General features: G+C 70.8%; 25 protein-coding genes and 3 tRNA genes. 22 read left to right on the forward strand and 6 right to left on the reverse strand.

The annotated features are described in order from the left end of the window. Positions 1-105 precede the first annotated feature (105 nt). From AC2AXK_RS12075 to htpX, 4 genes are all read left to right on the forward strand, one after another. Positions 106-807, forward strand: coding sequence for a hypothetical protein (locus AC2AXK_RS12075; protein ID WP_484345624.1), 702 nt, complete (start codon positions 106-108; stop codon positions 805-807). After that, positions 800-1279, forward strand: coding sequence for an LpqN/LpqT family lipoprotein (locus AC2AXK_RS12080; protein WP_484345625.1), 480 nt, complete (start codon positions 800-802; stop codon positions 1277-1279). The genes AC2AXK_RS12075 and AC2AXK_RS12080 overlap by 8 nt, the downstream gene beginning before the upstream one ends. A gap of 162 nt (positions 1280-1441) precedes the next feature. After that, positions 1442-2833, forward strand: coding sequence for an FAD-dependent oxidoreductase (locus tag AC2AXK_RS12085; protein ID WP_484345626.1), 1392 nt, complete (start codon positions 1442-1444; stop codon positions 2831-2833). A gap of 131 nt (positions 2834-2964) precedes the next feature. Continuing rightward, a complete protein-coding gene (htpX, locus tag AC2AXK_RS12090) occupies positions 2965-3849 on the forward strand; it encodes a zinc metalloprotease HtpX (protein WP_484345753.1) in 885 nt (294 codons plus the stop codon). Positions 3850-3892: 43 nt separating this feature from the next. Here the strand turns inward: htpX and AC2AXK_RS12095 are convergent, their stop codons facing one another. The 3 genes from AC2AXK_RS12095 to rarD all read right to left on the reverse strand — a co-directional run bounded on the left by AC2AXK_RS12095 (position 3893) and on the right by rarD (position 6208). Next, complete coding sequence (locus AC2AXK_RS12095) at positions 3893-4687, reverse strand: HAD family hydrolase (RefSeq protein WP_484345627.1); 795 nt, start codon at positions 4685-4687, stop codon at positions 3893-3895. Beyond that, positions 4684-5178 (reverse strand): YajQ family cyclic di-GMP-binding protein, encoded by a 495-nt coding sequence (locus AC2AXK_RS12100; protein ID WP_484345628.1) that lies wholly within the window; start codon positions 5176-5178, stop codon positions 4684-4686. Before AC2AXK_RS12100 ends, AC2AXK_RS12095 begins: the two co-directional genes overlap by 4 nt. A gap of 76 nt (positions 5179-5254) precedes the next feature. After that, on the reverse strand, positions 5255-6208 hold the full coding sequence (rarD, locus tag AC2AXK_RS12105) for an EamA family transporter RarD (protein WP_484345629.1): 954 nt from the start codon (positions 6206-6208) through the stop codon (positions 5255-5257). Between the two features lie 118 nt (positions 6209-6326). Between rarD and AC2AXK_RS12110 the strand changes: the two genes are divergently transcribed. From AC2AXK_RS12110 to AC2AXK_RS12135, 6 genes are all read left to right on the forward strand, one after another. After that, positions 6327-6411: transfer RNA gene (locus AC2AXK_RS12110), tRNA-Tyr, on the forward strand. A 128-nt stretch (positions 6412-6539) separates the two neighbouring features. Next, positions 6540-6611: transfer RNA gene (locus tag AC2AXK_RS12115), tRNA-Thr, on the forward strand. Between the two features lie 66 nt (positions 6612-6677). Beyond that, positions 6678-6754 (forward strand) — tRNA-Met (locus AC2AXK_RS12120). An 83-nt stretch (positions 6755-6837) separates the two neighbouring features. Further along, positions 6838-7008 carry a 50S ribosomal protein L33 gene (rpmG, locus tag AC2AXK_RS12125; RefSeq protein WP_484345630.1) on the forward strand — a complete coding sequence of 57 codons (171 nt, stop codon included), beginning with the start codon at positions 6838-6840 and terminating at the stop codon, positions 7006-7008. A gap of 25 nt (positions 7009-7033) precedes the next feature. After that, a complete protein-coding gene (locus tag AC2AXK_RS12130; protein ID WP_484345631.1) occupies positions 7034-7519 on the forward strand; it encodes an FAS1-like dehydratase domain-containing protein in 486 nt (161 codons plus the stop codon). Next, positions 7516-7947, forward strand: a complete 432-nt coding sequence (locus AC2AXK_RS12135; RefSeq protein WP_484345632.1) for a MaoC family dehydratase — start codon at positions 7516-7518, stop codon at positions 7945-7947. The genes AC2AXK_RS12130 and AC2AXK_RS12135 overlap by 4 nt, the downstream gene beginning before the upstream one ends. Before the next feature lie 79 nt (positions 7948-8026). On the opposite strand, the gene AC2AXK_RS12140 is transcribed toward AC2AXK_RS12135, so the two are convergent. Beyond that, positions 8027-9130 (reverse strand): LacI family DNA-binding transcriptional regulator, encoded by a 1104-nt coding sequence (locus AC2AXK_RS12140; protein WP_484345633.1) that lies wholly within the window; start codon positions 9128-9130, stop codon positions 8027-8029. Positions 9131-9199: 69 nt separating this feature from the next. Here AC2AXK_RS12140 and AC2AXK_RS12145 point away from each other — a divergent pair, with 69 nt between their 5' ends. From AC2AXK_RS12145 to AC2AXK_RS12165, 5 genes are read left to right on the forward strand one after another with little or no spacing between them, the layout of a single operon-like run. Then, on the forward strand, positions 9200-10594 hold the full coding sequence (locus AC2AXK_RS12145; RefSeq protein WP_484345634.1) for an MFS transporter: 1395 nt from the start codon (positions 9200-9202) through the stop codon (positions 10592-10594). Beyond that, positions 10591-11892 carry an MFS transporter gene (locus tag AC2AXK_RS12150; protein WP_484345635.1) on the forward strand — a complete coding sequence of 434 codons (1302 nt, stop codon included), beginning with the start codon at positions 10591-10593 and terminating at the stop codon, positions 11890-11892. The genes AC2AXK_RS12145 and AC2AXK_RS12150 overlap by 4 nt, the downstream gene beginning before the upstream one ends. Before the next feature lie 4 nt (positions 11893-11896). After that, positions 11897-13126 carry a UDP-N-acetylmuramate dehydrogenase gene (locus AC2AXK_RS12155; RefSeq protein WP_484345636.1) on the forward strand — a complete coding sequence of 410 codons (1230 nt, stop codon included), beginning with the start codon at positions 11897-11899 and terminating at the stop codon, positions 13124-13126. 48 nt (positions 13127-13174) lie between these two features. Then, on the forward strand, positions 13175-14650 hold the full coding sequence (locus AC2AXK_RS12160; protein WP_484345637.1) for an MFS transporter: 1476 nt from the start codon (positions 13175-13177) through the stop codon (positions 14648-14650). Then, the gene (locus AC2AXK_RS12165) at positions 14647-15723 is read left to right on the forward strand and encodes an alpha/beta hydrolase (protein WP_484345638.1); all 1077 of its coding nucleotides are present in this window, start codon (positions 14647-14649) and stop codon (positions 15721-15723) included. Before AC2AXK_RS12160 ends, AC2AXK_RS12165 begins: the two co-directional genes overlap by 4 nt. On the opposite strand, the gene AC2AXK_RS12170 is transcribed toward AC2AXK_RS12165, so the two are convergent. Continuing rightward, positions 15658-16032 (reverse strand): GntR family transcriptional regulator, encoded by a 375-nt coding sequence (locus AC2AXK_RS12170; protein ID WP_484345639.1) that lies wholly within the window; start codon positions 16030-16032, stop codon positions 15658-15660. The two genes, AC2AXK_RS12165 and AC2AXK_RS12170, sit on opposite strands and share 66 nt — an antisense overlap. Before the next feature lie 57 nt (positions 16033-16089). On the opposite strand from AC2AXK_RS12170, the gene AC2AXK_RS12175 reads away from it, so the two are divergent. The 7 genes from AC2AXK_RS12175 (at position 16090) to AC2AXK_RS12205 (ending at position 22835) form a co-directional block, all read left to right on the forward strand. After that, positions 16090-16995: an alpha/beta fold hydrolase gene (locus AC2AXK_RS12175; RefSeq protein ID WP_484345640.1), complete on the forward strand. Its 906-nt coding sequence runs from the start codon at positions 16090-16092 to the stop codon at positions 16993-16995. A gap of 160 nt (positions 16996-17155) precedes the next feature. Next, positions 17156-18397 (forward strand): branched-chain amino acid ABC transporter substrate-binding protein, encoded by a 1242-nt coding sequence (locus AC2AXK_RS12180; protein WP_484345641.1) that lies wholly within the window; start codon positions 17156-17158, stop codon positions 18395-18397. A gap of 8 nt (positions 18398-18405) precedes the next feature. Next, positions 18406-19443 carry a branched-chain amino acid ABC transporter permease gene (locus AC2AXK_RS12185; protein ID WP_484345642.1) on the forward strand — a complete coding sequence of 346 codons (1038 nt, stop codon included), beginning with the start codon at positions 18406-18408 and terminating at the stop codon, positions 19441-19443. Further along, a complete protein-coding gene (locus AC2AXK_RS12190) occupies positions 19440-20672 on the forward strand; it encodes a branched-chain amino acid ABC transporter permease (protein WP_484345643.1) in 1233 nt (410 codons plus the stop codon). The genes AC2AXK_RS12185 and AC2AXK_RS12190 overlap by 4 nt, the downstream gene beginning before the upstream one ends. Next, the gene (locus AC2AXK_RS12195; protein WP_484345644.1) at positions 20669-21670 is read left to right on the forward strand and encodes an ABC transporter ATP-binding protein; all 1002 of its coding nucleotides are present in this window, start codon (positions 20669-20671) and stop codon (positions 21668-21670) included. The genes AC2AXK_RS12190 and AC2AXK_RS12195 overlap by 4 nt, the downstream gene beginning before the upstream one ends. Next, the gene (locus AC2AXK_RS12200) at positions 21657-22376 is read left to right on the forward strand and encodes an ABC transporter ATP-binding protein (RefSeq protein WP_484345645.1); all 720 of its coding nucleotides are present in this window, start codon (positions 21657-21659) and stop codon (positions 22374-22376) included. Before AC2AXK_RS12195 ends, AC2AXK_RS12200 begins: the two co-directional genes overlap by 14 nt. A gap of 96 nt (positions 22377-22472) precedes the next feature. Continuing rightward, positions 22473-22835 carry a hypothetical protein gene (locus AC2AXK_RS12205; protein WP_484345646.1) on the forward strand — a complete coding sequence of 121 codons (363 nt, stop codon included), beginning with the start codon at positions 22473-22475 and terminating at the stop codon, positions 22833-22835. Positions 22836-22865: 30 nt separating this feature from the next. On the opposite strand, the gene AC2AXK_RS12210 is transcribed toward AC2AXK_RS12205, so the two are convergent. After that, on the reverse strand, positions 22866-23663 hold the full coding sequence (locus AC2AXK_RS12210) for an SDR family NAD(P)-dependent oxidoreductase (protein WP_484345647.1): 798 nt from the start codon (positions 23661-23663) through the stop codon (positions 22866-22868). Between the last annotated feature and the right edge of the window lie 91 nt (positions 23664-23754).

Raw genomic sequence — 23754 nt, forward strand, 5'->3', positions numbered from 1 at the left:
ACCGGGGCCGTCAGGGCACGTCGTCGTGAGGACGTCGTCATCGACGCACCGTGGCATCGCCGCGGCTCGCTCCACCCGGGCAGGCACGATGAAGGAGTGGTGGCGATGACCGAGACCGAGCTGGCGATCGAGTACTGCGGCGAGTGGTTCCGGCCCGCCCTGGACGAGCCGTTCGACGTCGGCCGCGAGGCCGACCTCTCGGTGGACGACAACCCCTATCTGCACCGACGGTTCCTGCGGATCAGCTACACGGACGGGATCTGGTGGCTCGCGAACGTCGGGTCGCTCATCTCGGCGACGATCTGCGACGCGAGCGGAGGCGTCCAGTCCTGGCTCTCGCCCGGCAACCGGCTGCCCATCGTCTTCAAGACGACGACGATCGTCTTCACCGCGGGGCCGACGACGTACGAGATCGTCGCCCACCTCGAGGGATCCCCGTACGAGGAGGTTCTCACCGACGAGTCCCTCGAGGGGGAGACGACGATCGGAGTCATCTCCTTCACCACGAGCCAGAAGCAGCTCATCGTCGCGCTCTGCGAGCCGATGCTCAAGCGGGACGGCGCGGGGCTCAGCGAGATCCCGTCGACCGCGGAGGCGGCGAAGCGGCTGGGGTGGGCCACCACCCGGTTCAACCGCAAGCTCGACAACGTCTGCGACAAGCTGGACCGCATGGGGGTCAAGGGACTGCGCGGCGGCCCCAAGCAGCTCGCGACGAACCGACGGGCGCGCCTCGTCGAGTACGCCGTCACCTCCCGGCTCGTGACGAACGCCGACCTCCCGCTCCTCGATGTCGAGTCCGATGACTGAGGCGGTGCTGCGGTTCCCCAGCGAGGCGTTCCCTGCCGCGCCGGCCCTCGCCATGGCGTGCCCCTCCGGGTGGGTCGCGCTCGCTGGTGTGGGGCTGCCGCTGGCTGCGGCGAAGGAGGTCGCGGCCGGTCAGTTCCGCCCGAACGTGCTCGTGACCGTGCAGCGCGCGGGTGCGGGCCACACCGTCGCCGACGCACGGTCGGAGGTCGAGGCCCGGCTCGCCGCGCTGCCGCGGTTCACCGAGACGCTGCGGGAGGAGGCGTGCGAGATGCTGGGGGTGAGCGGCCTGCGCGTCGAGGGGTACTTCGCCGACGGCGCCGGCCGGACCCTCGTCCAGGCTCTCCGCATGGCCGTGCTGACGAACGGGCCCGTCGTCGATGTGGTGCAGATCACGGGGACCTGCGCCGGGGACCAGGTGGACGACGCATTCGCCGAGATCAGGGCGATCCAGGACAGCCTCAGGGTCGATTAGCGCGCCGGAAGGTTCGCTGTGCGAACGACCCGTGTCCACATCGCGAGATGGGATATCCAGTAGGCGAGATGTTTGCGAATCTGGTGATCTCGGGCGTCATCTTTGACGACACGACACCCCACCGAGAAACCTCGGGATCCCAACCGGAAGGCGCGAATTTCCGTGAGCACTGACCGTCAACTGCGCGTAGCCATCGTCGGGGCGGGTCCGGCTGGCATCTACGCCGCTGACATCCTCTCCAAGACGGATCTCGACGTGTCCATCGACCTGTTCGAGCGCCTGCCCGCGCCGTTCGGCCTCGTGCGCTACGGCGTGGCACCCGACCACCCGCGCATCAAGCAGATCATCACCGCCCTGCACAAGGTGCTCGAGCGCGGCGACATCCGCCTCCTGTCCAACGTCGAGTACGGCATGGACATCAAGCTCGAGGAGCTCCGCGAGTTCTACGACGCGGTGATCTTCTCGACCGGTGCGTTCACCGACGCGACGCTCGCCGTCCCGGGTGTCGAGCTCGACGGCTCCTACGGTGCCGCAGACTTCGTGTCCTGGTACGACGGCCACCCGTACGTGCCCACCACGTGGCCGCTCGAAGCGAGGTCCGTCGCCGTCATCGGCGCGGGCAACGTCGCCCTCGACGTCGCGCGGGTGCTCGCCAAGCACGCCGACGACCTGCTCGTCACCGAGATCCCGCAGAACGTCTACGAGGGTCTCAAGGCCTCACCGGTCACCGACGTGCACGTGTTCGCCCGACGCGGCCCGGCGCAGGCGAAGTTCTCGCCGCTCGAGCTCCGCGAGCTCGGCCACGTGCCCGACGTCGACGTCATCGTCTACCCCGAGGACTTCGAGTTCGACGACGGCTCCATCGCCGCGATCAACTCGTCCAACCAGACGAAGCAGATCGTCAAGACGCTCACCGACTGGACGCTCAACGACCCGTCGACGTTCACCGCCTCACGCCGCCTGCACCTGCACTTCCTCCACGCGCCCGCGGAGATCGTCGACGCCGACGGCGACGGCAAGGTCGACGCCCTGCGCACGGAGCGGACGAAGCTCAACGGGGACGGCACCGTCTCTGGCACCGGAGAGTTCCACGAGTGGCCCGTGCAGGCCGTCTACCGCGCCGTCGGCTACTTCGGGTCCGCGTTGCCGGAGATCCCGTTCGACGACCGCAAGGGCGTCATCCCGAACGTCGAGGGTCGGGTCATCGACATCGACGGCCAGCAGGTGCCCGGGGTCTACTGCACGGGCTGGATCAAGCGTGGCCCGGTGGGTCTCATCGGGCACACGAAGTCCGACGCGTCGGAGACGATCCGCAACCTCGTCGCGGACAGCGCGTCGCAGCCCGGGTTCGCGTCCGCGACGCACCCGGAACCCGAGGCCATCACCGACTTCCTGCGCGAGCGGGGCGTGCGGTACATCGAGTGGACCGGGTGGGAGCTGCTCGACGCCCACGAGCGCGGCCTGGGTGCGGCGAACGGGCGTGAGCGCATCAAGGTCGTCTCGCGCGACGAGATGATCGAGATCGCGCTCGGGACGGTGTCCGCCCCGCGCTGACCCAGCAGACCCACGGGCCCCCACGACTGTTCCCGGGAACAGTCGTGGGGGCCTGTTCGTTGAACCAGGTAGCCATGCGCCGCAGGCGGTGGTCCGGTGCGGGCACGTGGCGCAGCAGACGGGGGGAGGGGATGCGCGTGGGACGGACCTATCTCAACGGGCTCAAGACGGCGGGGCTCTTCGGGCTCCTGTGGGCGTTCCTGCTCGGCATGTGGGCCCTCGTCGGACAGGGCAGCGGGACGTCCTTGCTCGTGTTCTGCGGCATCGGGCTCATCAGCACCGCGTACAGCTACTGGAACTCGGACAAGATCGCGATCCGCGCCATGCGCGCCCGCCCGGTCAGCGAGATCGAGCAGCCCCAGATGTACCGGATCGTCCGCGAGCTGTCGACGGCCGCACGACAGCCCATGCCCCGGCTCTACGTCTCACCGACCCCCGCACCGAACGCTTTCGCCACGGGCCGCAACCCCCGCAACGCTGCGGTCTGCTGCACGGAGGGGATCCTCCGCGTCCTCGACGAGCGTGAGCTCCGCGGGGTGCTGGGGCACGAGCTCATGCACGTCTACAACCGGGACATCCTCACGTCGTCCGTCGCCGCGGCGTTCGCTGGTCTCATCACCGGGCTCGCGCAGTTCCTCATGTTCTTCGGCGGGGGCCGGGACCGGGGCAGCAACCCGCTCGCCGCGCTCGTCATGGCGGTGCTCGCCCCCATCGCGGCAGCCCTCGTCCAGCTCGCCATCTCCCGGACGCGTGAGTTCGACGCGGACGAGGACGGTGCGAGGCTCACGGGCGACCCGCTCGCCCTCGCCTCCGCGCTGCGCAAGCTCGACGCCGGGACCCGTCAGCTGCCGCTCCCCGCGAAGCCAGAGCTCGCCGACGTCTCGCACCTCATGATCGCCAACCCGTTCCGCGGGGCTGGGGCGGGCCAGCTGTTCGCCACCCACCCGCCGATGGCCGACCGGATCGCGCGGCTCGAGAAGATGGCTGGCACCGGGGGACCGGTCACCCGGTACTGATCCTTCGGCGGCGGCCGTCGTCCGGGCGTGTGCCCGGCAGCCGTCATGGCAGAAGGGCCTCGAGCGCCTGCGCCACACCGTCGTCGTCGTTGCTCGCGACGACCTCGTCGACGGCGCCCAGGACGCGCGGGTCCGCCGTCGACACGGCGAAGGAGCGACCTGCCCACTCGAGCATCGGGAGGTCGTTGGGCATGTCCCCGAAGGCCCACACCTGCGCGGCGCTGACGTCACGGTCCCGGCACCAGCGCTCGAGGGCCGCGGCCTTGGTCACGCCCCGTGCCGTGAGCTCCGCAAGGCCGGCGGCGCCGGAGTAGGCGAGGTGCGCGCGGTCGCCGACGACCCGCTCGACCGTCGCGAAGAACTCCGCCGGCCGGCTGCCCGTGAGCTGGGCGAGAAGCTTGCCGACAGGCCCGGCCCCGGGCGATCCCACCTCGTCGCGGACGCAGCCGGGCGGGACGGGGTGGTCGGAGACGAAGCGGCGTTCCAGGACGGGGCCGGCCGGGCCCTCGCTGCCCAGTGCGACGCCCGGGAGCTCTGCCCGCAGGTCCGCGACGATGCTGGCGAGCACGTCGGCGTCGAACCCGTCCGCGTGCGTGACCTCACGCCGGCCGACGTCGTACACGCACGCGCCGTTGAGGCCGATCACGACGCCGTGGCCGCCCACCGCGTCGGAGAGCCAGTCGAGCCACCGCGGGGGTCGCGCGGTGACGAACACGACGTGGACGCCGTGCTCCTCGAGCGCTGTGAGGATCCGACGGCTGCGGGACGAGAGCGTCCCGTCGGACCGCAGCAGGGTCCCGTCGAGATCGGTCGCGACGACGCGGGGAGCGGTGCTCACCGGTAGTTGGTGAACTGCACCGCGAAGTCGAGATCGGCCCCCTTGAGGAGCGCCTGGACGGCCTGGAGGTCGTCGCGGGACTTGCTCGTGGCGCGGACCTCGTCACCCGTGATCTGGGTCTTGACGCCCTTGGGGCCCTCCTCGCGGATGATCTTCGTGACCTTCTTGGCGTTCTCCCCGGCGAGGCCCTCCTTGAGCACGCCCTCGAGCCGGTACTCCTTGCCGGACAGCTTGGGCTCGTTCTCCCCGGTGTCGAAGAACTTCAGCGAGACGCCCCGCTTGATGAGCTTCGTCTGGAAGACGTCGAGGATCGCCAGGACGCGCTCCTCGGAGTTGGCGATCATGACGATCTTGTCGCCGCTCCAGGCGATCGACGCCCCGATGTTCTTGAAGTCGTACCGCTGGCCGATCTCCTTGACCGCCTGGTTGAGCGCGTTGTCGACCTCCTGGCGGTCGACCTTGCTGACGATGTCCATCGATGAGTCGGCCATGGCGCAGCTCCTGGTGTCGGTGACGTGGGGGGTTGAGTCCCACGGTATCGGATACCTCGTGGGTGACGGAGGGCGTTCAGCGCCGCTCGGCGAGGCGCCCGATGCGCATCGTGTTGAGGGCGTCGGCCGTGAGGATCACGAGAGCGACCCAGACGAGCCCGAAGCCCGCCCAGCGGGCGGCCGGCATCGCTTCGTGGAAGACCAGGACGCCGAACGAGAACTGCATGACGGGTGCGATGTACTGGAGCATCCCCACGACGCGCAGGGGCAGGAGCCGGGCCGCCGCCCCGAACGTGAGCAGCGGCAGCGCGGTGACGATCCCGGCGGAGGCCAGGAGCAGCGCGTGGCCGAGGCCCTCCTGCCCGAACGTGCTCTCGCCCTGGACCGACAACCACACGAGATAGCCGAGAGCCACAGGGAACAGGATCGTCGTCTCGACAGCGAGACCAGGTACCGCCGTGACGTCACGACCGACGCGGTTCTTGATGAGGCCGTACACGCCGAAGCTGCCGGCGATCCCGAGCGATATCCACGGGACCCGGCCCATCCCGAGGCTGATGACGAGCACGGCAGCGACGCCGAACCCGAGGGCGACCCACTGGGCGGGGCGCAGCTTCTCGGACAGCACGAGCACGGCCAGCAGGACCGTGACGAGCGGGTTGATGAAGTACCCGAGCGCGGTGTCGACCACCTGCCCCGTCGTCACGCCGACGACGTAGAGGATCCAGTTGACCGCGACGAGCACGGCCGCGAGAGCGAGCGTGGAGACGAGGCGCCGTGAGCGCAGGACGGTGACGTAGGCGCCGAGCTGGCCCAGGACGGAGAGCAGCAGGAGGCAGAAGAGGAGGCTCCACACCACGCGGTGCGCGATGATCTCGAGCGCGCCAGCGGGTTGCAGGAGCGGGAAGTAGAGGGGCAGGACGCCCCACATCGCATAGGTGCCGACCCCGAGGAGGAGTCCTTGCCGGGTGCGTGCGGTCGCGTCGGTGCGCTCGGCGGTCGCTCGGGGAGCGGGGCTGGTCACCTGCACATCCTCGCCCACATCGCAGCCGATTTCCGCCCACGGGCCACCTCTTGTATTGTTGGCACGCTCCCGCAGTTCGCCGAGGTGGTTCACGCTGCCGCGACGTCCGGGGGGCATCTGGCCAGGCAGCTTGCCCGAGCGGCCAAAGGGAGCTGACTGTAAATCAGCCGCGTCATGCTACGGGGGTTCGAATCCCTCAGCTGCCACCAGCACCACGACTGCGGTCCCACCCTGCGGGGCGGGACCGCAGTCGTGTGTCTGGCCGGAGACGACGTGTGCGGGGCTCTCCCGGGCCGATTTCATTCAGCCCGAGTGAGCATGTACAGTTTTCCGCGCTGCCCCCGTAGCTCAGTGGTAGAGCGCAGTCTTGGTAAGACTGAGGTCATGGGTCCGATTCCCATCGGGGGCTCTGTTGGTGTGTGACCGTCCGGCGTGGGAATATTGTTCCCGCGCCGGAGGTTCTCACCAGCGCTGCGGCGGGGTAGCTCAGTTGGTCAGAGCGCACGGCTCATAATCGTGAGGTCGCGGGTTCGAGCCCCGCCCCCGCTACCAGTACGGAAGACAACGCGTGCCGGCCGGCGGTGCGCGACAACGAAGCACGTTGCGCCCCCGGCGGCGCGAGAGGTGGCAAGACCGTGGCAAGCAAGAGCCAAGACGTTCGCCCCAAGATCACTCTGGCATGCGTGGAGTGCAAGGAGCGGAACTACATCACGAAGAAGAACCGCCGCAACGACCCCGACCGCCTCGAGCTGTCGAAGTTCTGCCCGCGCTGCGGCAAGCACAACGCGCACCGCGAGACCCGCTGACCTTCGCGGTCGCAGTCGCGCAGCGATGACATCCTCCTCGGTCAACCTCGACTACGTCGGGCGCGAGTACCCGGCGAACGCGCCGTACTCCGTCGGGCGCGAGAAGATCAGGGAGTTCGCCGACGCTGTCGGATCCACACACCCCGCGCACCACGACGTGGCCTCTGCGCGGGGTGTGGGGTATCCGGACATCATCGCGCCCCCGACGTTCGCCGTGGTGGTTGCGCAGCGCGCCGAGGCGCAGTACATCGAGGACCCTGAGGCCCGTGTCGACTTCACGCGGGTGGTCCACGCCGACGAGCGGTTCGTCCACCACCGGCCGATCCACGCGGGTGACGAGCTCGTCACCGTCCTGACCGTCGCGTCGATCACAGAGCGGGCAGGCCTGGCCATGATCACCACGCGCTGCGACATCTCCGCGCTGACCGGAGCCGGCGACGGGTCGGCCCCGTCGACCGAGCCTGTTGCGACCGTCACCTCCACCCTGGCCGTCCGGGGAGCTGACGTATGACCGCAGCGGCACGCCCTGACCTCGCGTCGTTGACCGTGGGCACGAGCGTCGGCACGCGGTCGATCGACGTCGACCGTGCTCGCCTCGTGCGGTACGCCGGTGCGAGCGGCGACTTCAACCCCATCCACTGGAACGAGCGGGTCGCCGAGAGCGTCGGTCTGCCCGGTGTCATCGCCCACGGGATGTTCACCATGGGTGCCGCGGTCGCGCTCGTCGAGGACTGGGCAGGTGACCCGGGCGCCGTCGTGGACTACCAGGCGCGGTTCACGCGTCCCGTGCCCGTCCCCGACCCGGGCGTCGCGACGATCGAGGTCACCGGGGTCGTCGGGCAGATCGACCTCGAGCAGCGGCGCGTCCGCATCGACCTCACCGTGACCTTCGCGGGTGCGCGGGTGCTCGGCAAGTCCCAGGCGGTCGTCGCCCTGTAGCTGCGGTGCCTCTCGTGGTCGCGGCGCCTGTCATGGGCGCGTGCGTCCGTGGGCGCGGGTGCCCGGCGCACCTGCTCCGTCAGGCGGGCGGGGGCCCCGTCGTGGTGCCGATGACGAGCTCGACGTCGAGGACGGTGACGCCCGGCTCCTCTCCCGCGAGCTGGCCCGCCACCGCGCGGGCGAGCGCCGCGCCCTTCTCGGCGAGCGGTTGGCGCACGGTCGTGAGGACGTCGGTGCCCAGCCAGGGCAGGTCGATCCCGTCGAACCCGGCGATCGAGACGTCTTCCGGCACCCGCAGACCCAGCTCGCGGGCGCCGAGCACGGCGCCCGCCGCCAGCAGGTCGGACTGCGCGACGATCGCGGTCGGGCGGCGTGCCGGGTCGGGGTAGCGCTCGGGTGACAGCAGGTTCCGGGCAGCTTCCCGCCCGTGCTCGACGAGCGATGCCTCCGTCTCCCAGTACACGACCGGCTGGACGCCGGCGTCGAGGACGCCGAGCATCCGCTGCCGGGTCGGCGTCCAGTCGATGTCCTCGGGGTCGTCGAGCTCGATCTCGCCGCCGCGCCGGGTCGCGCCGAACGGCAGGGCGACGACGGCGAACCGCTCGTGACCGAGATCGACGAGGTGCCGGACGAGCTCTGCGGTCCCCGCACGGTCGTCGATCGCGACGAGCGGTGCGCCCTCGACCCGCCGGCCCTCGCCCACGACGACCGGCACGCCACGTCGGACGAGCGCGTCGAGGGTGGGGTCGGCGCGGTGGACCCCCCAGATGAGGACGGCGACGTCCATCCCGGCGCTCTCGATGAGCGGGTCGACCACGCGTTCCCCCCCGTCGGCGGCAGCGCCGGGGATGAGGAGGACGCCGAGGCCGAGGGAACCGAGGGTGCTCACGAGTCCGTCGAGCACCTGGATCGAGACAGGGTCCCGGAAGCTGCGCCTGAGCTTGTCGCCGATGACGACGCCGACGATGCCTGAGCGCCCGGAGCGCAGCTGGCGGCCGAGCGGGTTGGGGCCGCGGTAACCGAGGTCGGCGGCGGCGGCGAGGACCTTCTCGCGGGTCTTGTCGGCGATCGGCCCAGAGGCGGAGAAGGCGAGCGAGGCGGTCGACAGCGAGACGCCTGCGGCGTGGGCGACGCTCGCGAGCGTCGGCTTGGAAGCGGACAGAACCGTTACCCCACTCTTCATCCCGTGCACGTTTGACGGACGCCGCCAGCGTACCGGACAATCGAGACTTCACCTCGAAACGATTCGACGTTGCATCGCGAAGAGGGATCGAATCGATTCGAAGCGAGAGGCACGGCTATCAAGGCATCGATCCCCGACCCGCAGCTCCGGCGCGCGCGCATCGCGCTGCTCGGGCTCTTCCTCGCGCTCGGCATGGGTATCTCCAGCTGGCTCGCCCGGTTGCCCTCGGTCCGGGCCGCCCTCGACCTCAGCACCTCCGAGCTGGGGGTCGTCCTCCTCTCCGGCGCCGTCGGGTCACTGCTGACCGTCACGGTCGCCGGGGCGCTCGTCATACGGTTCGGAGGACGAGCGGTCCTCACCGTCGCCGCGTTCGGGGTGCTCGTCGCGTTCTTCCTCGAAGGGCTCGGCCCGACCATCGGGTCCGTGCCCGTGCTCGCCGTCGGGATCTTCCTCAACGGCGCCTCCGTCGCACTCACCAACGTGCCGCAGAACGTCGAGTCCGCCGCGATCGAGCGGCGCATGGGCAGAGCCGTCATGCCGCAGTTCCACGCGGCGTTCTCCATCGGGGCCGTGCTCGGGTCGCTCGTCGGGGCGGGCTGCGCGTTGCTCGACGTGCCCCTCCTCGTCCAGTTCACCGCGACCGGGGTCATCCTCACCGTCTGGCGCCTGGTCTCGGTCCCGCACATCATCCTCGACACCGCCCTCTCTCCCGGGGAGCGCTGGGACCGGTCGACCCGCGCGCGCACCGCGCGCGTGCGCAAGGCGGAGATCCGGGCCGGAGTCGTGCAGCCCGAGCCGGGCACCCTGGGTGTGCGCGCTGCCGTCGGTGCACGCCGGGCCCGGCTCGGTTCCGCGCTCAGCGCATGGCGAGAGCCGCGGACGATCTTCATCGGGATCGTCATCCTCTCCGCGGCGCTGTCCGAGGGGTCGGCCAACAACTGGCTGCCCATCGCCGTCGTCGACGACTTCGGCGAGTCGGAGGCGACCGGTGCGTTCATGTTCGGTGTGTTCGTCACGTCCATGACCCTCGTGCGGCTCTTCGGCACGCGCCTCATCGACCGGCACGGTCGGGTCACCGTCCTGCGCGCCTCGGGTCTCGTGTCCATCGTCGGTCTGCTGCTCTTCGGGTTCGGGCCGAACCTCGCCGTCGCCGGGGTCGGCGTGGTCCTGTGGGGGATGGGTGCCGCCCTCGCCGTCCCGTTGGGCCTCGGGGCCGCGTCGGACGACCCGTTGCGCGCCGCCGCGCGGGTGTCGGTCGTCTCAGCCTTCGCCTCGCTCGCGCAGCTCGCCGCTCCGCCGCTCCTCGGCCTCGTCGCCGAGTCCGTCGGCGCGCGGCACGCCCTGACCCTCATCCTCGTGGCGATGGCCGCGAGCGTGATCCTGTCCAAGCACGTGGCTACGACCGCGGCACCGGGCCGGACGCCCCGCGCCCGGACCACCGGAGAAGAGATGATCGACGCGTGACCATCGACAAGAGCGGCGCAGCCCGTCCCGCCACCCGCCCCGCAGACAGCGCTGCCGTGATCCGCGCTGCCACCAAGGCCGTCTACGCGGTCTTCTTCCTCAGCGGCTTCAACTTCGCCAACTGGGCGTCACGGATCCCGCTCGTCCGCGACCTCCTCGGGTTCGAGCCGACACAGATGGGACGGCTGCTCCTCGTCGGGGCGGTCGGGTCGATCATCGCGTTGCCGCTGTCCGGCTGGATCGTCCAGCGCTTCGGCGCACCCACGGCCGTCGGGGTGTTCGCCGCGGTCAACGTCGTCGGGTACGTCACCGCGGTCTGGGGCGTGGCCGACGGATCCGTCGTCGCGGCCGGCATCGGCCTGTTCCTCTCCGGCGTCGGCCTCGGGGTCTGGGACGCGGCGATGAATCTCGAGGGCGCTGCGGTCGAGCAGCGGCTCGGCCACTCGATCATGCCGCGCTTCCACGCGAGCTTCTCCTTCGGGACGATGGCGGGCGCCGGCGTGGGTGCGCTCGCGTCCTGGCTCGGCGTCGGACTCGTTCCCCACCTCGTCGTGGCGACCGGCCTCTCCCTCGTCCTCGTCCTCGTCGCCGTGCGCTTCATGCTGCCCGATGCACACACGGTGGTGCCGGCGCCGCACGAGACGACGGTCCGCAAGCCCAACCCCTTCGCCGCCTGGCTCGAGCCGCGGACCCTGTTCATCGGGCTTGTCGTCCTCGCCGCCGCGCTGACCGAGGGTGCGGCCAACGACTGGTTGAGCCTCGCCGTCGTCGACGACCTCGGTGCCTCGCACACGACAGGAGCGGTCGCGCTCATCGTCTTCCTCACCGCCATGACCGGGATGCGGTTGCTGGGGACCAGGCTCCTCGACGCCCGCGGACGGGTCTTCGTCCTCCGGGTGTCCGCGGCGCTCGCGCTCCTCGGCCTCGTCGTGTTCGGCCTCGCTCCCTGGGTCCCGCTCGCGTTCGTCGGGATCGTCCTGTGGGGACTCGGGGCCGCGCTCGGGTTCCCCGTCGGCATGAGCGCAGCGAGCGACGACCCGGCGCGGGCCGCCGGCCGGCTCTCGGTCGTCTCGACCATCGGCTACACGGCGTTCTTCGCAGGGCCACCTGTCCTCGGGGAGCTCGCGGAGCACATCGGCTACCGGCAGGCGCTGCTTGCCATCGCCGTGCCGGTGCTCCTCGGGCTCCTCGTGGCGCACGTCGCCGCTGAGCGCGCGGGCGCCGACGGGGACGCTGATGCCGACGACCCCGGGACGCACCCGGTCGAACGCGGTGCGGCGGAGCGCGAACTAGGCTGACAGGGTGACCACACCGGCCGACCAGGCGACCGACCCGCTCATCGAACCCACGTTCGCGGACCTCACGACGCTGCGCGTGGGTGGGGAGATCGACGTGTACGTCGAGACGAGCACGGAGGCGGAGCTCATCGACGTCATCCGCTCGGCCGACGACGCCGGGACGCCGCTGCTCGTCCTCGGCGGTGGCTCCAACCTCCTCGTCGCGGACGAGGGGTTCGGGGGCGTGGTCGTGCGCGATCTACGGACCGGCACGACGGTCGACGGCGCCGACGCCTGCGGAGGTGCGAACATCACGGCCCCCGCGGGGCACCCGATGGACGACCTCGTCGCCGAGGCGATCGACAACGGCTGGGTGGGGCTGGAGGCGCTCTCCGGGATCCCTGGCACCGTCGGTGCAGCACCCGTGCAGAACATCGGGGCCTACGGCCAGGAGGTCTCCGGGGCCATCGCCACCGCGCGGGTGTGGGACCGGGCGCGCAACCGGGTCCGCACGCTGTCGCTCGTGGACCTCGAGTTCGGGTACCGCACCTCGATGCTCAAGCGGTCGACACAGCTCCTGCCCACGGCTGGCCTCGACGCGCCGGCCACGGCGGGCTCGGCCGCGGACCCGGACCCCCGGGCGCCCTGGTACCCCACACCCCGGTACGTCGTGCTCGACGTGAGCTTCCAGCTGCGCCTCGGGACGCTCTCGGCGCCCATCGCCTACCCCGAGCTCGCGCGCCGGCTCGACGTCGCGGTCGGGGCACGTGCGCAGAGCGCCGACGTGCGGGCCGCGGTCCTCGAGCTGCGCGGGCGCAAGGGCATGCTCCTCGACGACCCGTCCTCGCCGGACTACCCCGACCACGACCGCTGGAGCGCCGGCTCCTTCTTCACGAACCCGGTCGTGCCGGTCGAGCTCGCCGACTCCCTGCCGGACGGCGCGCCGCGGTACCCCGTGCGGTCGGCCACCCCGACGACCACGACCGGCCCGAGCCTCGGTGCGATCGACGAGAGCCTTGTCAAGACCTCCGCCGCCTGGCTCATCGAGCACGCGGGCTTCAGCAAGGGCTACGGCGTCGACGGGCCGGACAGCCTCGCGACGCTGTCGACCAAGCACACGCTCGCGCTGACGAACCGCGGCGCGGCGACCGCGAGCGACGTCGTGCGGCTGGCACGCAGCGTGCGCGACGGTGTCGTGCAGACCTTCGGGATCGAGCTCGTGCCCGAGCCCGTGCTCGTAGGCATCTCGCTGTAGCGCGAGCCGCCAGGTGTCGAGACAAAACCCTGGTGGTCGTCCACACTGTTGACCGTGACCGCCGTCGACGATGACTCCCGCCTGAGCCGTGCCGTCCGCCCCGACCGTCGAGCGGTTCTCTCGTGGGCCCTGTGGGACTGGGGGTCGGCGTCCTTCAACGCGGTCGTCACCACCTTCGTCTTCACCCGGTGGATCACGAGCGACGCGTTCGTCGACCCGGTCGTCGTGAAGACCGCGTCGACGGCGGGGGACGACTCCGTCGCCCAGACCGTGCTCGACGGGGTGCTCGCCGACCACTCGTCGTGGCTCGGGTGGGGACTGGCGGCCGCGGGCCTGCTCATCGCGCTCATGGCACCGGTGCTCGGGTCCCGGTCGGACGCCGCCGGCCGCCGCAAGCGGTGGCTCGGCATCAACACGGCTGTCGTCGTGACGCTCATGTGCGCGATGTTCCTCGTCACCCCGGACCCCGGGGCGCTCGACCAGAACCTCATCCTCGGGATCGCCCTGCTCGGGCTCGGCAACATCTTCTTCGAGCTCGCGTCCGTGGGCTACAACGCGATGATCCGCCAGGTCTCGACCCCCGCCACCCTCGGCCGGGTGAGCGGCATCGGGTGGGGCGCGGGCTACCTCGGCGGGATCGTGCTGCTCCTCATCCTCTTCGTCGGTTTCATCAACCCCGACGTGGGGTGGTTCGGCGTCACGGGGGAGGACGGGTTGGACGTCCGGGTGAGCGTCCTCGTCGCCGCCCTGTGGTTCGCGGTGTTCGCCGTCCCGGTGCTGCGCGCCGTCCCCGAGCTCCCGCCGGCTCCCCGCGTCCCGCGCCGGACGATCGCGCAGTCCTACCGCGCACTCTTCGCGACGGTCGCCGAGCTGTGGCGCGTCGACCGGCGCACCGTGTGGTTCCTCCTGGCGAGCGCAGTCTTCCGCGACGGTCTCGCCGGCGTGTTCACGTTCGGGGCGGTCATCGCGTCCGTGACGTTCGGCTTCACCGCGAGCGGTGTCATCGTCTTCGCGATCGCTGCGAACGTCGTCGCCGGCCTCGCGACGATCGTCGCCGGGGCCGTGGAGGACCGCATCGGCGGGAAGCCGGTGATCGTCTTCTCGCTCGTCGCGATGATCGCCTCCGCCCTCGTCGTCCTCGTGCTGCACGACGGCGGCCAGGGCGTGTTCTGGGTGTTCGGGCTGCTCCTGTGCGTGTTCGTCGGGCCGGCCCAGTCGGCCTCCCGCGCGATGCTCGCCCGGCTCACCCCGGCGGGCCGGGAGGGCGAGATGTTCGGGCTCTACGCGACGACGGGACGCGCGGCGAGCTTCCTCGCGCCGGCTGCCTTCGCCCTGTCGATCACCGTCTTCGGCGCCCAGCACTGGGGCGTGCTCGGGCTCGTCGTCGTCCTCGCGTTGGGGCTCGCGCTCCTCCTGCCCGTCCGGGTGGACGACGTGCGGGACGGGCGCGTGCTGCCCGCGGATGCGGCGCAGCGCGCGGGAGTGGGAGCGGCCGGCGGCTCGGCCGCGGGACGCACCGCGTGAGCGACGCCTGGGTGCCCGACCTCCTCGGTGGGGACTGGGTGGCGCGCACGATCCCCCTGCGGCCCGACCGGCAGGGGGAGCGGATCGCGACCCTCGTGGCGTCGCGCGTCCCGACCGGGGTCTCAGAGCCGGGCACGGTCGACCACGAGAGGACCGCGGTCCTCTACGTGCACGGCTTCATCGACTACTTCTTCCAGACGCACCTCGCGGACGAGCTCGAGGCCGACGGGATGGACTTCTTCGCTCTCGACCTCCACGGCTACGGGCGGTCCCTGCTCGACCACCAGCGGCCCAACTTCTGCCTGGACCTGCGGGAGTACGGGGAAGAGCTCGCGGCGGCGACCGCGATCATCCGCGACGAGCTCGGGTACACCCGCCTGCTCGTCATGGGCCACTCCACCGGCGGGTTGCTCGTGTCGCTCTGGGCGCACAGTGCGACGGGGCGCGCCACGGTCGACGGGCTGCTGCTCAACAGCCCGTGGTTCGACCTCAACCGGCCATGGTTCGACCGGGTCGTCACGACGCGCGCGCTCCAGCTGGCGGGTCAGCGGCTGCCGCACGTCGTCGTGCAGCACGGCCCGTCCGCGTACTCGACGTCGCTCCACCTCGAGTCCGGTGGGGAGTGGGACTACGACCGCGACCTCAAGCCCCCGGGCGGCTTCGCGATCCTCACCGGGTGGTTGCGTGCTGTCCGGGCGGGGCACGCGCGCCTGGCGCAGGGTCTCGACCTCGACTGCCCGGTCCTCGTGTGCTGCTCAGCGCGCAGCGGGCCCAACCGTGCGGACAACCCCGACCTCCACCGGGTCGACGCGGTGCTCGACGTCGAGCAGATCGTCGCGCGGGCGCCCGCGCTCGGGCGCGACGTCACGGTCGTCCAGGTCAGGGACGGGATCCACGACCTCGCGCTCTCCGCGGAGCCCGCGCGCAGCGCCTACTTCGAGGCGGTGCACGCGTGGGTGCACGAGACGTTCCCGGACCTCGGCGCCGTCGGCGCGCAGGTGTCCGGGTCAGGGTCGGAGCGCGGCCCGCACAGCGTCATGGATCTCGGCGTCGGACGCCCCGGCGTCGCGTAGCCGCGCCACGAGGTCCGCGGCGGCGTGCGCCACGAGGGTCTCCAGCCGGACCGCGGACGCGGACACGACGGTCCCGGCGCGTCCCCGCGTCTCGACGATGCCGGCGCTCTCCAGCTCCCGGTACGCCCGGGCCACCGTCCCCGGTGCGACACCGAGCCGCTCGGCCAGCGCTCGGACGGTGGGCAACCGGTCGCCCGCGCGCAGGCGTCCGGAGTCCACGTGCTCCTCCACCTGGCTGCGGATCTGCTCGTACGGGGGGGCCGCGGCGGAGGGGTCGATCACCAGCGACAGCGCGTCGGAGAACGTCATGGCCCCAGTCTCCCGCAGGCCCGCCACCGCGACGACCGCGGTCCTACAGTGAGGCGCATGCCTGCTGAACACATCCGTCCCGGACGCCCCTTCGGTCCGATCTCCCTCCCGCCGGGCGTCGACGCCGTCGTCGTCGACGCGCGCGTCGGTCCACTCACCGCTCTGCACGCCGCGCCGCCCGCTGGCGCACCCGTCCGCGGCACGGCCCTCCTCGTCCCGGGCTTCACCGGCTCGAAGGAGGACTTCGCACCGACGATGCCGCTGCTCGCCGCTCGGGGGTGGGACGTGTGGGCCTACAGCCAACGCGGCCAGGCGGACTCCGTCGCACCCCAGGGGACGAGCAGCTACCACCTCGACGACTTCGCGACGGACGCCGTCGAGGTGGCGCGCATCGTCGGCGGGAGCGAACCGGTGCACCTGCTCGGGCACAGCTTCGGCGGGCTCGTCGCCCGCGCAGCCGCGACCGCTGCGCCCGAGGCGTTCAGCGACGTCGTCCTGCTGTGCTCCGGCCCCCGCGGTTGGGGTCTCGGCCGGGCCGAGCGCCTGCGGGTGCTCGACGACCGCGGGTCGCTGGGGTTGTGGGAGAAGGACAACGTCCGGCTCGCCGCGTTCGACCCCGCACGGCTCGAGCCGTACGACGCGTACCGCCGCGAACGCGCCGAGCGGACGTCCACGGACAGCCTGCGGGGCATCGTCGAGATCCTCTGGGACCCCACGGACCGGACGCCCGGGCTGGCCGCGACCGGGCTGCGGTGCCTCGTTGCCCACGGCGCCACCGACGCCGCCTGGCCGCAGGCGTGGCAGCGTGCGATGGCCACCACGCTCGCGGCCGAGTACCGGGTGATCCCCGACGCCGGGCACTGTCCCGGGGAGGAGAACCCGGGGGCGACAGCGCAGGTGCTCGACGAGTTCTGGAGCGGCGCGACGGCAGAGCGCAGCGACACGTCGCGAAAGTCTGGATAGGCGGTTATGCCTACGGAGGGAAATGCGTGCGTAACATGTGACAAATCTCGCGGCAACGGACCGATGGGAGGCTTCGGGCACCGCGGGAGGTACCACTTCCCGTTCCACGGCGCTGCAGTCCGGGATCCCGGACGCAGGCTCCCACGTTGGAGGTTTATCGATGCGTTCGTTCGCACGCCGCACATCCACCGGGCTCGCGCTCGCGGTCACCGCCGCTCTCGCCATCACCGGCTGCAGTTCCAAGTCCACGGACGGGTCCACCGACACGGAGAGCAGCGGTGGCAGCAGCTCGTCTGCGGCCGACCTCGCGATCGTCCCCGCTGTCCAGATCGACGTCACGGGTGCCGAGGTACCGGCGGGCGAGGCGACCGACCCGGTCGACCCGGCCGGCGACGGCACCGCGACCTGCGACGGTGTCGCGATCGCCATGGCCGGCGCCCTCACCGGCGCGAACGCGGCCCTCGGCCAGAACATCCTCCTCGGTGCGCAGGTGGCGCTCGACAAGCACAACGCGGCCAACCCGGACTGCCAGGTGACGCTCAAGGAGTTCGACACCGAGGGCGACCCGCAGAAGGCCACCCAGGTAGCGCCGCAGATCGTCGGAGACGCCAGCGTCATCGGCCTCCTCGGCCCGGCGTTCTCGGGTGAGACCAACGCGACGGGCGCGATCTTCAACCAGGCCGGGCTCCTGTCGCTGTCGGCCTCGGCCACGAACCCGGACCTCACGACCCAGGGGTGGTCGACCTTCTACCGCGGGCTCGCCAACGACGCGATCCAGGGTCCGGCCGTCGCCAAGTACCTCGTCGACACCCTCGGGTACGAGACCGTGTGCGTCGTGGCGGACAACTCCGACTACGGGATCGGGCTCGCCGAGCAGATCACGGCCGGGCTCGGGGACGCTGCAGACGAGTCCTGCTCCGCGGACGTGAAGACCGGGGACAAGGACTTCGCCGCGGCCGTCCAGGTCATCAGCGGCGCCGAGGCGGACGCGGTCTTCTACGCGGGCTACTACGCCGAGGGCGCGCCGTTCGCACAGCAGCTGCGCGACGCCGGCGTCGACATCCCGTTCGTCTCCGCGGACGGGACCAACGACCCGCAGTTCGTCACCCAGGCAGGCTCTGCTGCCGAGGGCGCCATCCTGTCGTGCCCCTGCGGCCCCGCGCCCGAGGAGTTCGCCGCCGAGTACGAGGCCAGCTCCGGCCAGGCGCCCGGCGTCTACTCCACCGAGGGCTACGACCTCATGACGATCATGCTCGCCGGGATCGACTCCGGCATCACCGACCGTGCAGGCATGCTCGAGTTCGTCAGCACCTACGAGGGTGCAGGCCTCGCCCGCGAGTACTCGTGGGACGACACGGGTGAGCTGAGCGAGGCGCTCATCTGGATCTACAACGTCGAGTAGTGCACTCGATGACGGTAGCCCTCGTCGACACCATGGTCGTGGCGGATTCCCTCATCGGGTTCGACGTCGCGGGACTGGGTCGCAACTTCTGGGCACTGACGGTGGACGGACTGACCTACGGGTCGGTGTATGCGCTGGTGGCTGTCGGCTACACCCTGGTCTACGGGGTGCTCCGGCTCATCAACTTCGCCCACTCCGAGGTGTTCATGCTCGGCATGGTCGGCCAGTACGCGGCCCTCATGCTCCTCGGCTTCGGTCCCAGCGGGAACGCCTACAACCTCGGCATACCGATGACCATCGCGTATCTGGCTGCGGCCATGATCGGTGGGATGGTCATCTCCGGGGGAGTGGCGCTCGGTCTGGAACGGGTCGCATACCGGCCGCTGCGGGCACGCAACGCGGCGCCGCTGGTCTTCCTCATCACGGCGATCGGTGCGTCGTTCGTGCTTCAGGAGTTCGTGCACTTCGTGCTCCCTCGGCTCACCGGCAACTCCCTGGGCGGGGTGAACGCGCAGCAACCGATCCGGCTCGTCCAGCCCGAGGTGCAGTTCACGATCGGGAGCGCGAACGTCACGAACGTGGCGATCATCATCGTGCTCTCCGCGCTGCTGCTGGCCCTCGCCGCCGACCTGTTCATCAACCGGACGAAGTTCGGTCGAGGGATCAGGGCGGTGGCGCAGGACCCGGTGACGGCGACGCTCATGGGTGTGTCCCGTGAGCGGATCATCGGGCTGACGTTCCTCATCGGCGGCATCCTCGCCGGTGCCGCAGCCCTGCTGTACACGCTGCGCGTGCCGAACGGCATCATCTATTCGGGCGGGTTCATCCTCGGGATCAAGGCGTTCTGCGCCGCGGTGCTCGGCGGAATCGGCAACCTTCGCGGAGCTCTGCTCGGCGGACTGCTGCTCGGCGTCATGGAGAACTACGGCCAGGTGCTGTTCGGCACGGAGTGGCGGGATGTCGTGGCGTTCGCGCTGCTCATCCTCGTCCTCATGTTCCGTCCCACGGGGATCCTCGGGGAATCACTCGGAAGGGCACGCGCATGACGGGGCCAGGGACGACGTCCGAGGAGGTGGGCGCGAGCACCCACATGCGCCCCCACGCAGGTGTGGGCGACAGGTTCCGTCTGTGGTGGGACGCGCTCGCGCGCCCCACCCAGTGGCTCGTGGGGATCCCGTTCCTCGTGTTCGTCGCGCTGCTGCCGATCCTCAACCTCCCGGTGCTCACCACCGTGGGGACGAACTTCGGTGCCGTCATGGCGCAGTTCGGCATGTACGCGCTCATCGCGATCGGTCTCAACGTCGTGGTGGGGCAGGCCGGCCTGCTCGACCTGGGCTACATCGGGTTCTACGCGATCGGGGCGTACACCGTCGCGATCCTCACGAGCCCGAAGAGCCCGTGGAACCAGACGGTCGAGGGCGGCTGGTTGTCCCAGGACTGGGCGTGGCTCGCGGCGCTGCCGCTCGCGATGGCCGTCACGGCGTTGTCCGGGCTGGTCATCGGGTCGCCGACGCTCCGTCTGCGGGGGGACTACCTGGCGATCGTCACGCTCGGCTTCGGCGAGATCGTCCGGCTGCTCGCCGACAACCTCGACGACGTCACGGGTGGCGGCCGTGGACTCTCGCAGGTGGCCTACCCCCGCGTGGGGGTGAGCGAGACCAACGTCAACGGGGTGTTCTCCGCGGGCAGCGGGTCCGGCACCCTCAACTCGGGCGTGTGGTGGTACTGGCTGAGCCTCGTGCTCATCGTCGTCGTGCTGCTGTTCGTCGGGAACCTCGAGCGGTCACGTGTCGGGCGCTCGTGGGTGGCCATCCGGGAGGACGAGGACGCCGCGGAGATCATGGGTGTACCGACCTTCCGGTTCAAGCTGTGGGCGTTCGTCATCGGCGCCGGCATCGGTGGGATGTCCGGTGCCCTGTACGCGGGCCAGGTGCAGTTCGTGAACCCCACGAACTTCAACGTCATCAACTCGGTGCTGTTCCTGTGCGCCGTCGTCCTCGGCGGGCAGGGCAACAAGCTCGGGGTGATCCTCGGCGCGTTCCTCATCGTGTACCTGCCGAACTTCTTCCTCGGACGGACCGAGCTGTTCGGCATCCCCATCAACGGCACCGAGATCGCCGAGCTCCGGTATCTCTTCTTCGGGCTCGCGCTCATGGTGCTCATGGTGTTCCGGCCGCAGGGCCTGCTGCCGGTGCGGCAGAAGCTCCTCACCTACGGACGCCAGCTCTACGTCTCTGCCCGCCGCACCATCCGAGCGACCGAGGAGCAGTCATGAGCAGCCACGACCCGGGCGGCGTGGGTGCCGGCGCGGAGCACGGCGAGCCGTTTCGCGGGACGGAGAAGAACCTCACCTCGGGTCCGCGCGAGGCGGACATGCCCGGAGGGGGGATCGACGAGCCGGTCATCGTGGACGTCGCGGACGTCCAGCCCGAGCTGGCTGATCCCACCGTCGTCGCGGAGAAGGTCGCACCGACGCGCGAGGTGCACGCGGCCGCGGGGGAGCCGTTGCTGCGGATGGAGGGCGTCACCGTGCAGTTCGGTGGTCTCACGGCCGTCGACGACGTGACGTTCGACATCCGCCGGGGGGAGATCCTCGGGCTCATCGGTCCCAACGGGGCCGGCAAGACGACGTGCTTCAACGCCATGACCGGCGTCTACCGCCCGACGTCGGGCTCCGTGGTGTTCGACGGGGAGCCGGTCGGCCGCAAGAAGCGCTACCAGATCACCCGCACGGGGATCGCCCGGACGTTCCAGAACATCCGGTTGTTCAACGAGATGACGGCGCTGGAGAACGTCGTCGTCGGGACGGACGCCCGGCACTCGACGTCGGTGCCGGGCGCGGTGTTCCGCACGCCCCGGCACCGCCGCGAGGAGCGCGAGGGCATCGACCGGGCGATGGCGCTGCTGGAGTTCGTCGGGGTGGGCGGCCGTGCGACCGAGAAGGCACGCAACCTGTCCTACGGGGACCAGCGGCGCCTGGAGATCGCGCGGGCGCTGGCCACGGAACCCAAGCTCCTGTGCCTCGACGAGCCCGCTGCGGGGTTCAACCCCGCAGAGAAGGAGGCCCTCGTGGGTCTCATCCAGCAGATCCGCGACGACGGGTACACCGTGCTGCTCATCGAGCACGACATGCGCCTCGTGCGAGGGGTGACGGACCGGATCGTCGTCCTGGAGTTCGGCAAGGTCATCGCGCAGGGGACCCCCGCTGACGTGACGAACGACCCCGCGGTCATCGCCGCCTACCTGGGAGTGCCTGACGATGCCACTGCTTGAGATCACGGACATGACCGTCGCCTACGGCCGGATCGAGGCGCTCCACGGGCTGTCGCTCACCGTGGAGTCGGGAGAGCTCGTCACGCTCATCGGTGCGAACGGCGCCGGCAAGACGACGACGATGCGCGCCATCTCGGGGATCCGCCCGCTCGCGCGCGGGAGCATCGTGTTCGACGGCGAGGACATCACGCGCCTCAAACCGCACCTGCGGGTGGAGCGGGGCATCGTCCAGGCGCCCGAGGGCCGTGGTGTGTTCGCGGGGATGACCGTCATGGAGAACCTCGAGATGGGGTGCTTCGCGCGGACGTTCGACACGAAGGCAGAGCACGACGAGACGGTCGACCGGGTCTTCACCTTCTTCCCGCGGCTCAAGGAGCGCCGCAACCAGGTGGGCGGAACGATGTCCGGTGGCGAGCAGCAGATGCTCGCGATCGGTCGGGCGCTCATGGCCCGGCCACGCCTGCTGCTGCTCGACGAGCCGTCCATGGGTCTGGCGCCCATGATCATCCAGCAGATCTTCCGCATCATCAGCGAGATCAACAAGCAGGGCACGACGGTGCTGCTCGTGGAGCAGAACGCGCAGCAGGCCCTGTCGCGGTCGGACCGCGCGTACGTGCTCGAGACGGGCGCTGTCGTGCGGACCGGCGGCGGCAAGGAGCTGCTCGCCGACCCGGCGATCAAGGACGCGTACCTCGGCGTGGCCTGATTCCTGTGGTGTACCTTCGCTCCCGGAAGTGGTGGCGATCGAGGGAGTGTCGTGAAACGGTCTTCTGGTCCGCTTGTCGCTGGGCTGATCCTCAATGTGGCGGGTAGCTTCTTCATGGCACTGGGAGGGCTGTTCCCCCCGGAGTCGAAGGGTTACGACGAGGGAGTGATCGCCACGCTCGGCCCGGTGTTCATCCTGGGCTTCCTGCTCTCGGCGCTCTCGTTCGTCGCGCTCGTCGTCGGCGTCCACCGGCTGGCCACCAACGTCGACGACATCCTCGACCTCACGACGAGCATCCACCGCGGGCAGGCCACCCCGCCGCCCCGACCGCGAGCCGCCGCCCGGCCGGCGGACGGCCCGAACCCCGGCGGCGGGGCATCGCGGCCCGCCCCGTACAGCGCGCTGGCGGAGCTGGCTGCCGAGAAGTCGGGCCACTCCGGGGACCGCCCGACGAGCTGACGTCGGCGGGCCGGCGCTGCCCGGCGACGTCTACGTCGGGTCGCCGTCGAGCGGCTTCGTGAACGCCGCGTGCACCGCGGCCTTCGCCTTGTCGGGCAGCACCTTGCCCATCGCCGTCTGGGCCTTGGTCTTGAGCGACGCGGTCGACACCTCGTGGTCGCCGGCGAGCATGCCCTCGATAGCCTCGTGGGCGACCTTCGCGGGGTCGTCCTTCGGTTGCTTGCCGACGGGCGTCTGCTCCATGTGGGCCCGCTCGAAGAACTCGGTGTCCGTCGGGCCTGGGAGCAGTGCGGTGACCGTGACGCCCGTGTCCTTGAGCTCGTACCGGATCGCCTGCGAGAAGCTGAGGACGAATGCCTTCGACGCCGCGTAGGTCGCGTAGTAAGGGCCCGGCATGAGGCTCGCGACCGAGGCGGTCATGAGGATCCGCCCGGTGCCACGCGCCACCATCGCGGGCAGGAGGCGCTTGGTCAGGCTGACGACGGAGACGACGTCGAGCTGGATGAGGCGCAGGTCCTCCTCGAGCGGGGTCTCGACGAACGGGCCTCCGACGCCGACCCCGGCGTTGAGCAGGAGGGCGTCCACCGGGCGCCCGCCGATCGCTGCGACGAGCGTGTCGAGGCCCGCGGGCGTCGCGAGGTCTGCCCGCACGGTCTCGATCGGCGCTCCCGCGGCGACGAGGGGGGCGATCGCTGTCTCCAGCTCGGCGTCCTCCGCGCAGGCGAGGACGTCGAAGTGTGCGTCGACGAGCTGCTTGACCATCTCCAGCCCGATCCCGCTGGACGCTCCTGTCACGACGGCGAGCTGCTGCACGGCGAGGTCGTTCATGTCGGGTCTCCCTGGGGCTGGTCGTGCCTGAGGACCTTCCCGAGTGTAGGGAGCGCACTCCGGCGCAGCATCCGGGGGTGTCAGCGGGCGG

It is taken from the genome of Sanguibacter sp. Z6_81 (genome assembly GCF_057180625.1).

What these genes read in the sequence shown, in the direction of transcription:
- AC2AXK_RS12075 (WP_484345624.1), top strand. Translation starts at nt 106, where the DNA reads ATGACCGAGACCGAGCTGGCGATCGAGTACTGCGGCGAGTGGTTCCGG.
- AC2AXK_RS12080 (WP_484345625.1), top strand. Translation starts at nt 800, where the DNA reads ATGACTGAGGCGGTGCTGCGGTTCCCCAGCGAGGCGTTCCCTGCCGCG.
- htpX (WP_484345753.1), top strand. Translation starts at nt 2,965, where the DNA reads ATGCGCGTGGGACGGACCTATCTCAACGGGCTCAAGACGGCGGGGCTC.
- AC2AXK_RS12100 (WP_484345628.1), bottom strand. Translation starts at nt 5,178, where the DNA reads ATGGCCGACTCATCGATGGACATCGTCAGCAAGGTCGACCGCCAGGAG.
- AC2AXK_RS12130 (WP_484345631.1), top strand. Translation starts at nt 7,034, where the DNA reads ATGACATCCTCCTCGGTCAACCTCGACTACGTCGGGCGCGAGTACCCG.
- AC2AXK_RS12135 (WP_484345632.1), top strand. Translation starts at nt 7,516, where the DNA reads ATGACCGCAGCGGCACGCCCTGACCTCGCGTCGTTGACCGTGGGCACG.
- AC2AXK_RS12140 (WP_484345633.1), bottom strand. Translation starts at nt 9,130, where the DNA reads ATGAAGAGTGGGGTAACGGTTCTGTCCGCTTCCAAGCCGACGCTCGCG.
- AC2AXK_RS12170 (WP_484345639.1), bottom strand. Translation starts at nt 16,032, where the DNA reads ATGACGTTCTCCGACGCGCTGTCGCTGGTGATCGACCCCTCCGCCGCG.
- AC2AXK_RS12175 (WP_484345640.1), top strand. Translation starts at nt 16,090, where the DNA reads ATGCCTGCTGAACACATCCGTCCCGGACGCCCCTTCGGTCCGATCTCC.
- AC2AXK_RS12180 (WP_484345641.1), top strand. Translation starts at nt 17,156, where the DNA reads ATGCGTTCGTTCGCACGCCGCACATCCACCGGGCTCGCGCTCGCGGTC.
- AC2AXK_RS12185 (WP_484345642.1), top strand. Translation starts at nt 18,406, where the DNA reads ATGACGGTAGCCCTCGTCGACACCATGGTCGTGGCGGATTCCCTCATC.
- AC2AXK_RS12190 (WP_484345643.1), top strand. Translation starts at nt 19,440, where the DNA reads ATGACGGGGCCAGGGACGACGTCCGAGGAGGTGGGCGCGAGCACCCAC.
- AC2AXK_RS12195 (WP_484345644.1), top strand. Translation starts at nt 20,669, where the DNA reads ATGAGCAGCCACGACCCGGGCGGCGTGGGTGCCGGCGCGGAGCACGGC.
- AC2AXK_RS12200 (WP_484345645.1), top strand. Translation starts at nt 21,657, where the DNA reads ATGCCACTGCTTGAGATCACGGACATGACCGTCGCCTACGGCCGGATC.
- AC2AXK_RS12210 (WP_484345647.1), bottom strand. Translation starts at nt 23,663, where the DNA reads ATGAACGACCTCGCCGTGCAGCAGCTCGCCGTCGTGACAGGAGCGTCC.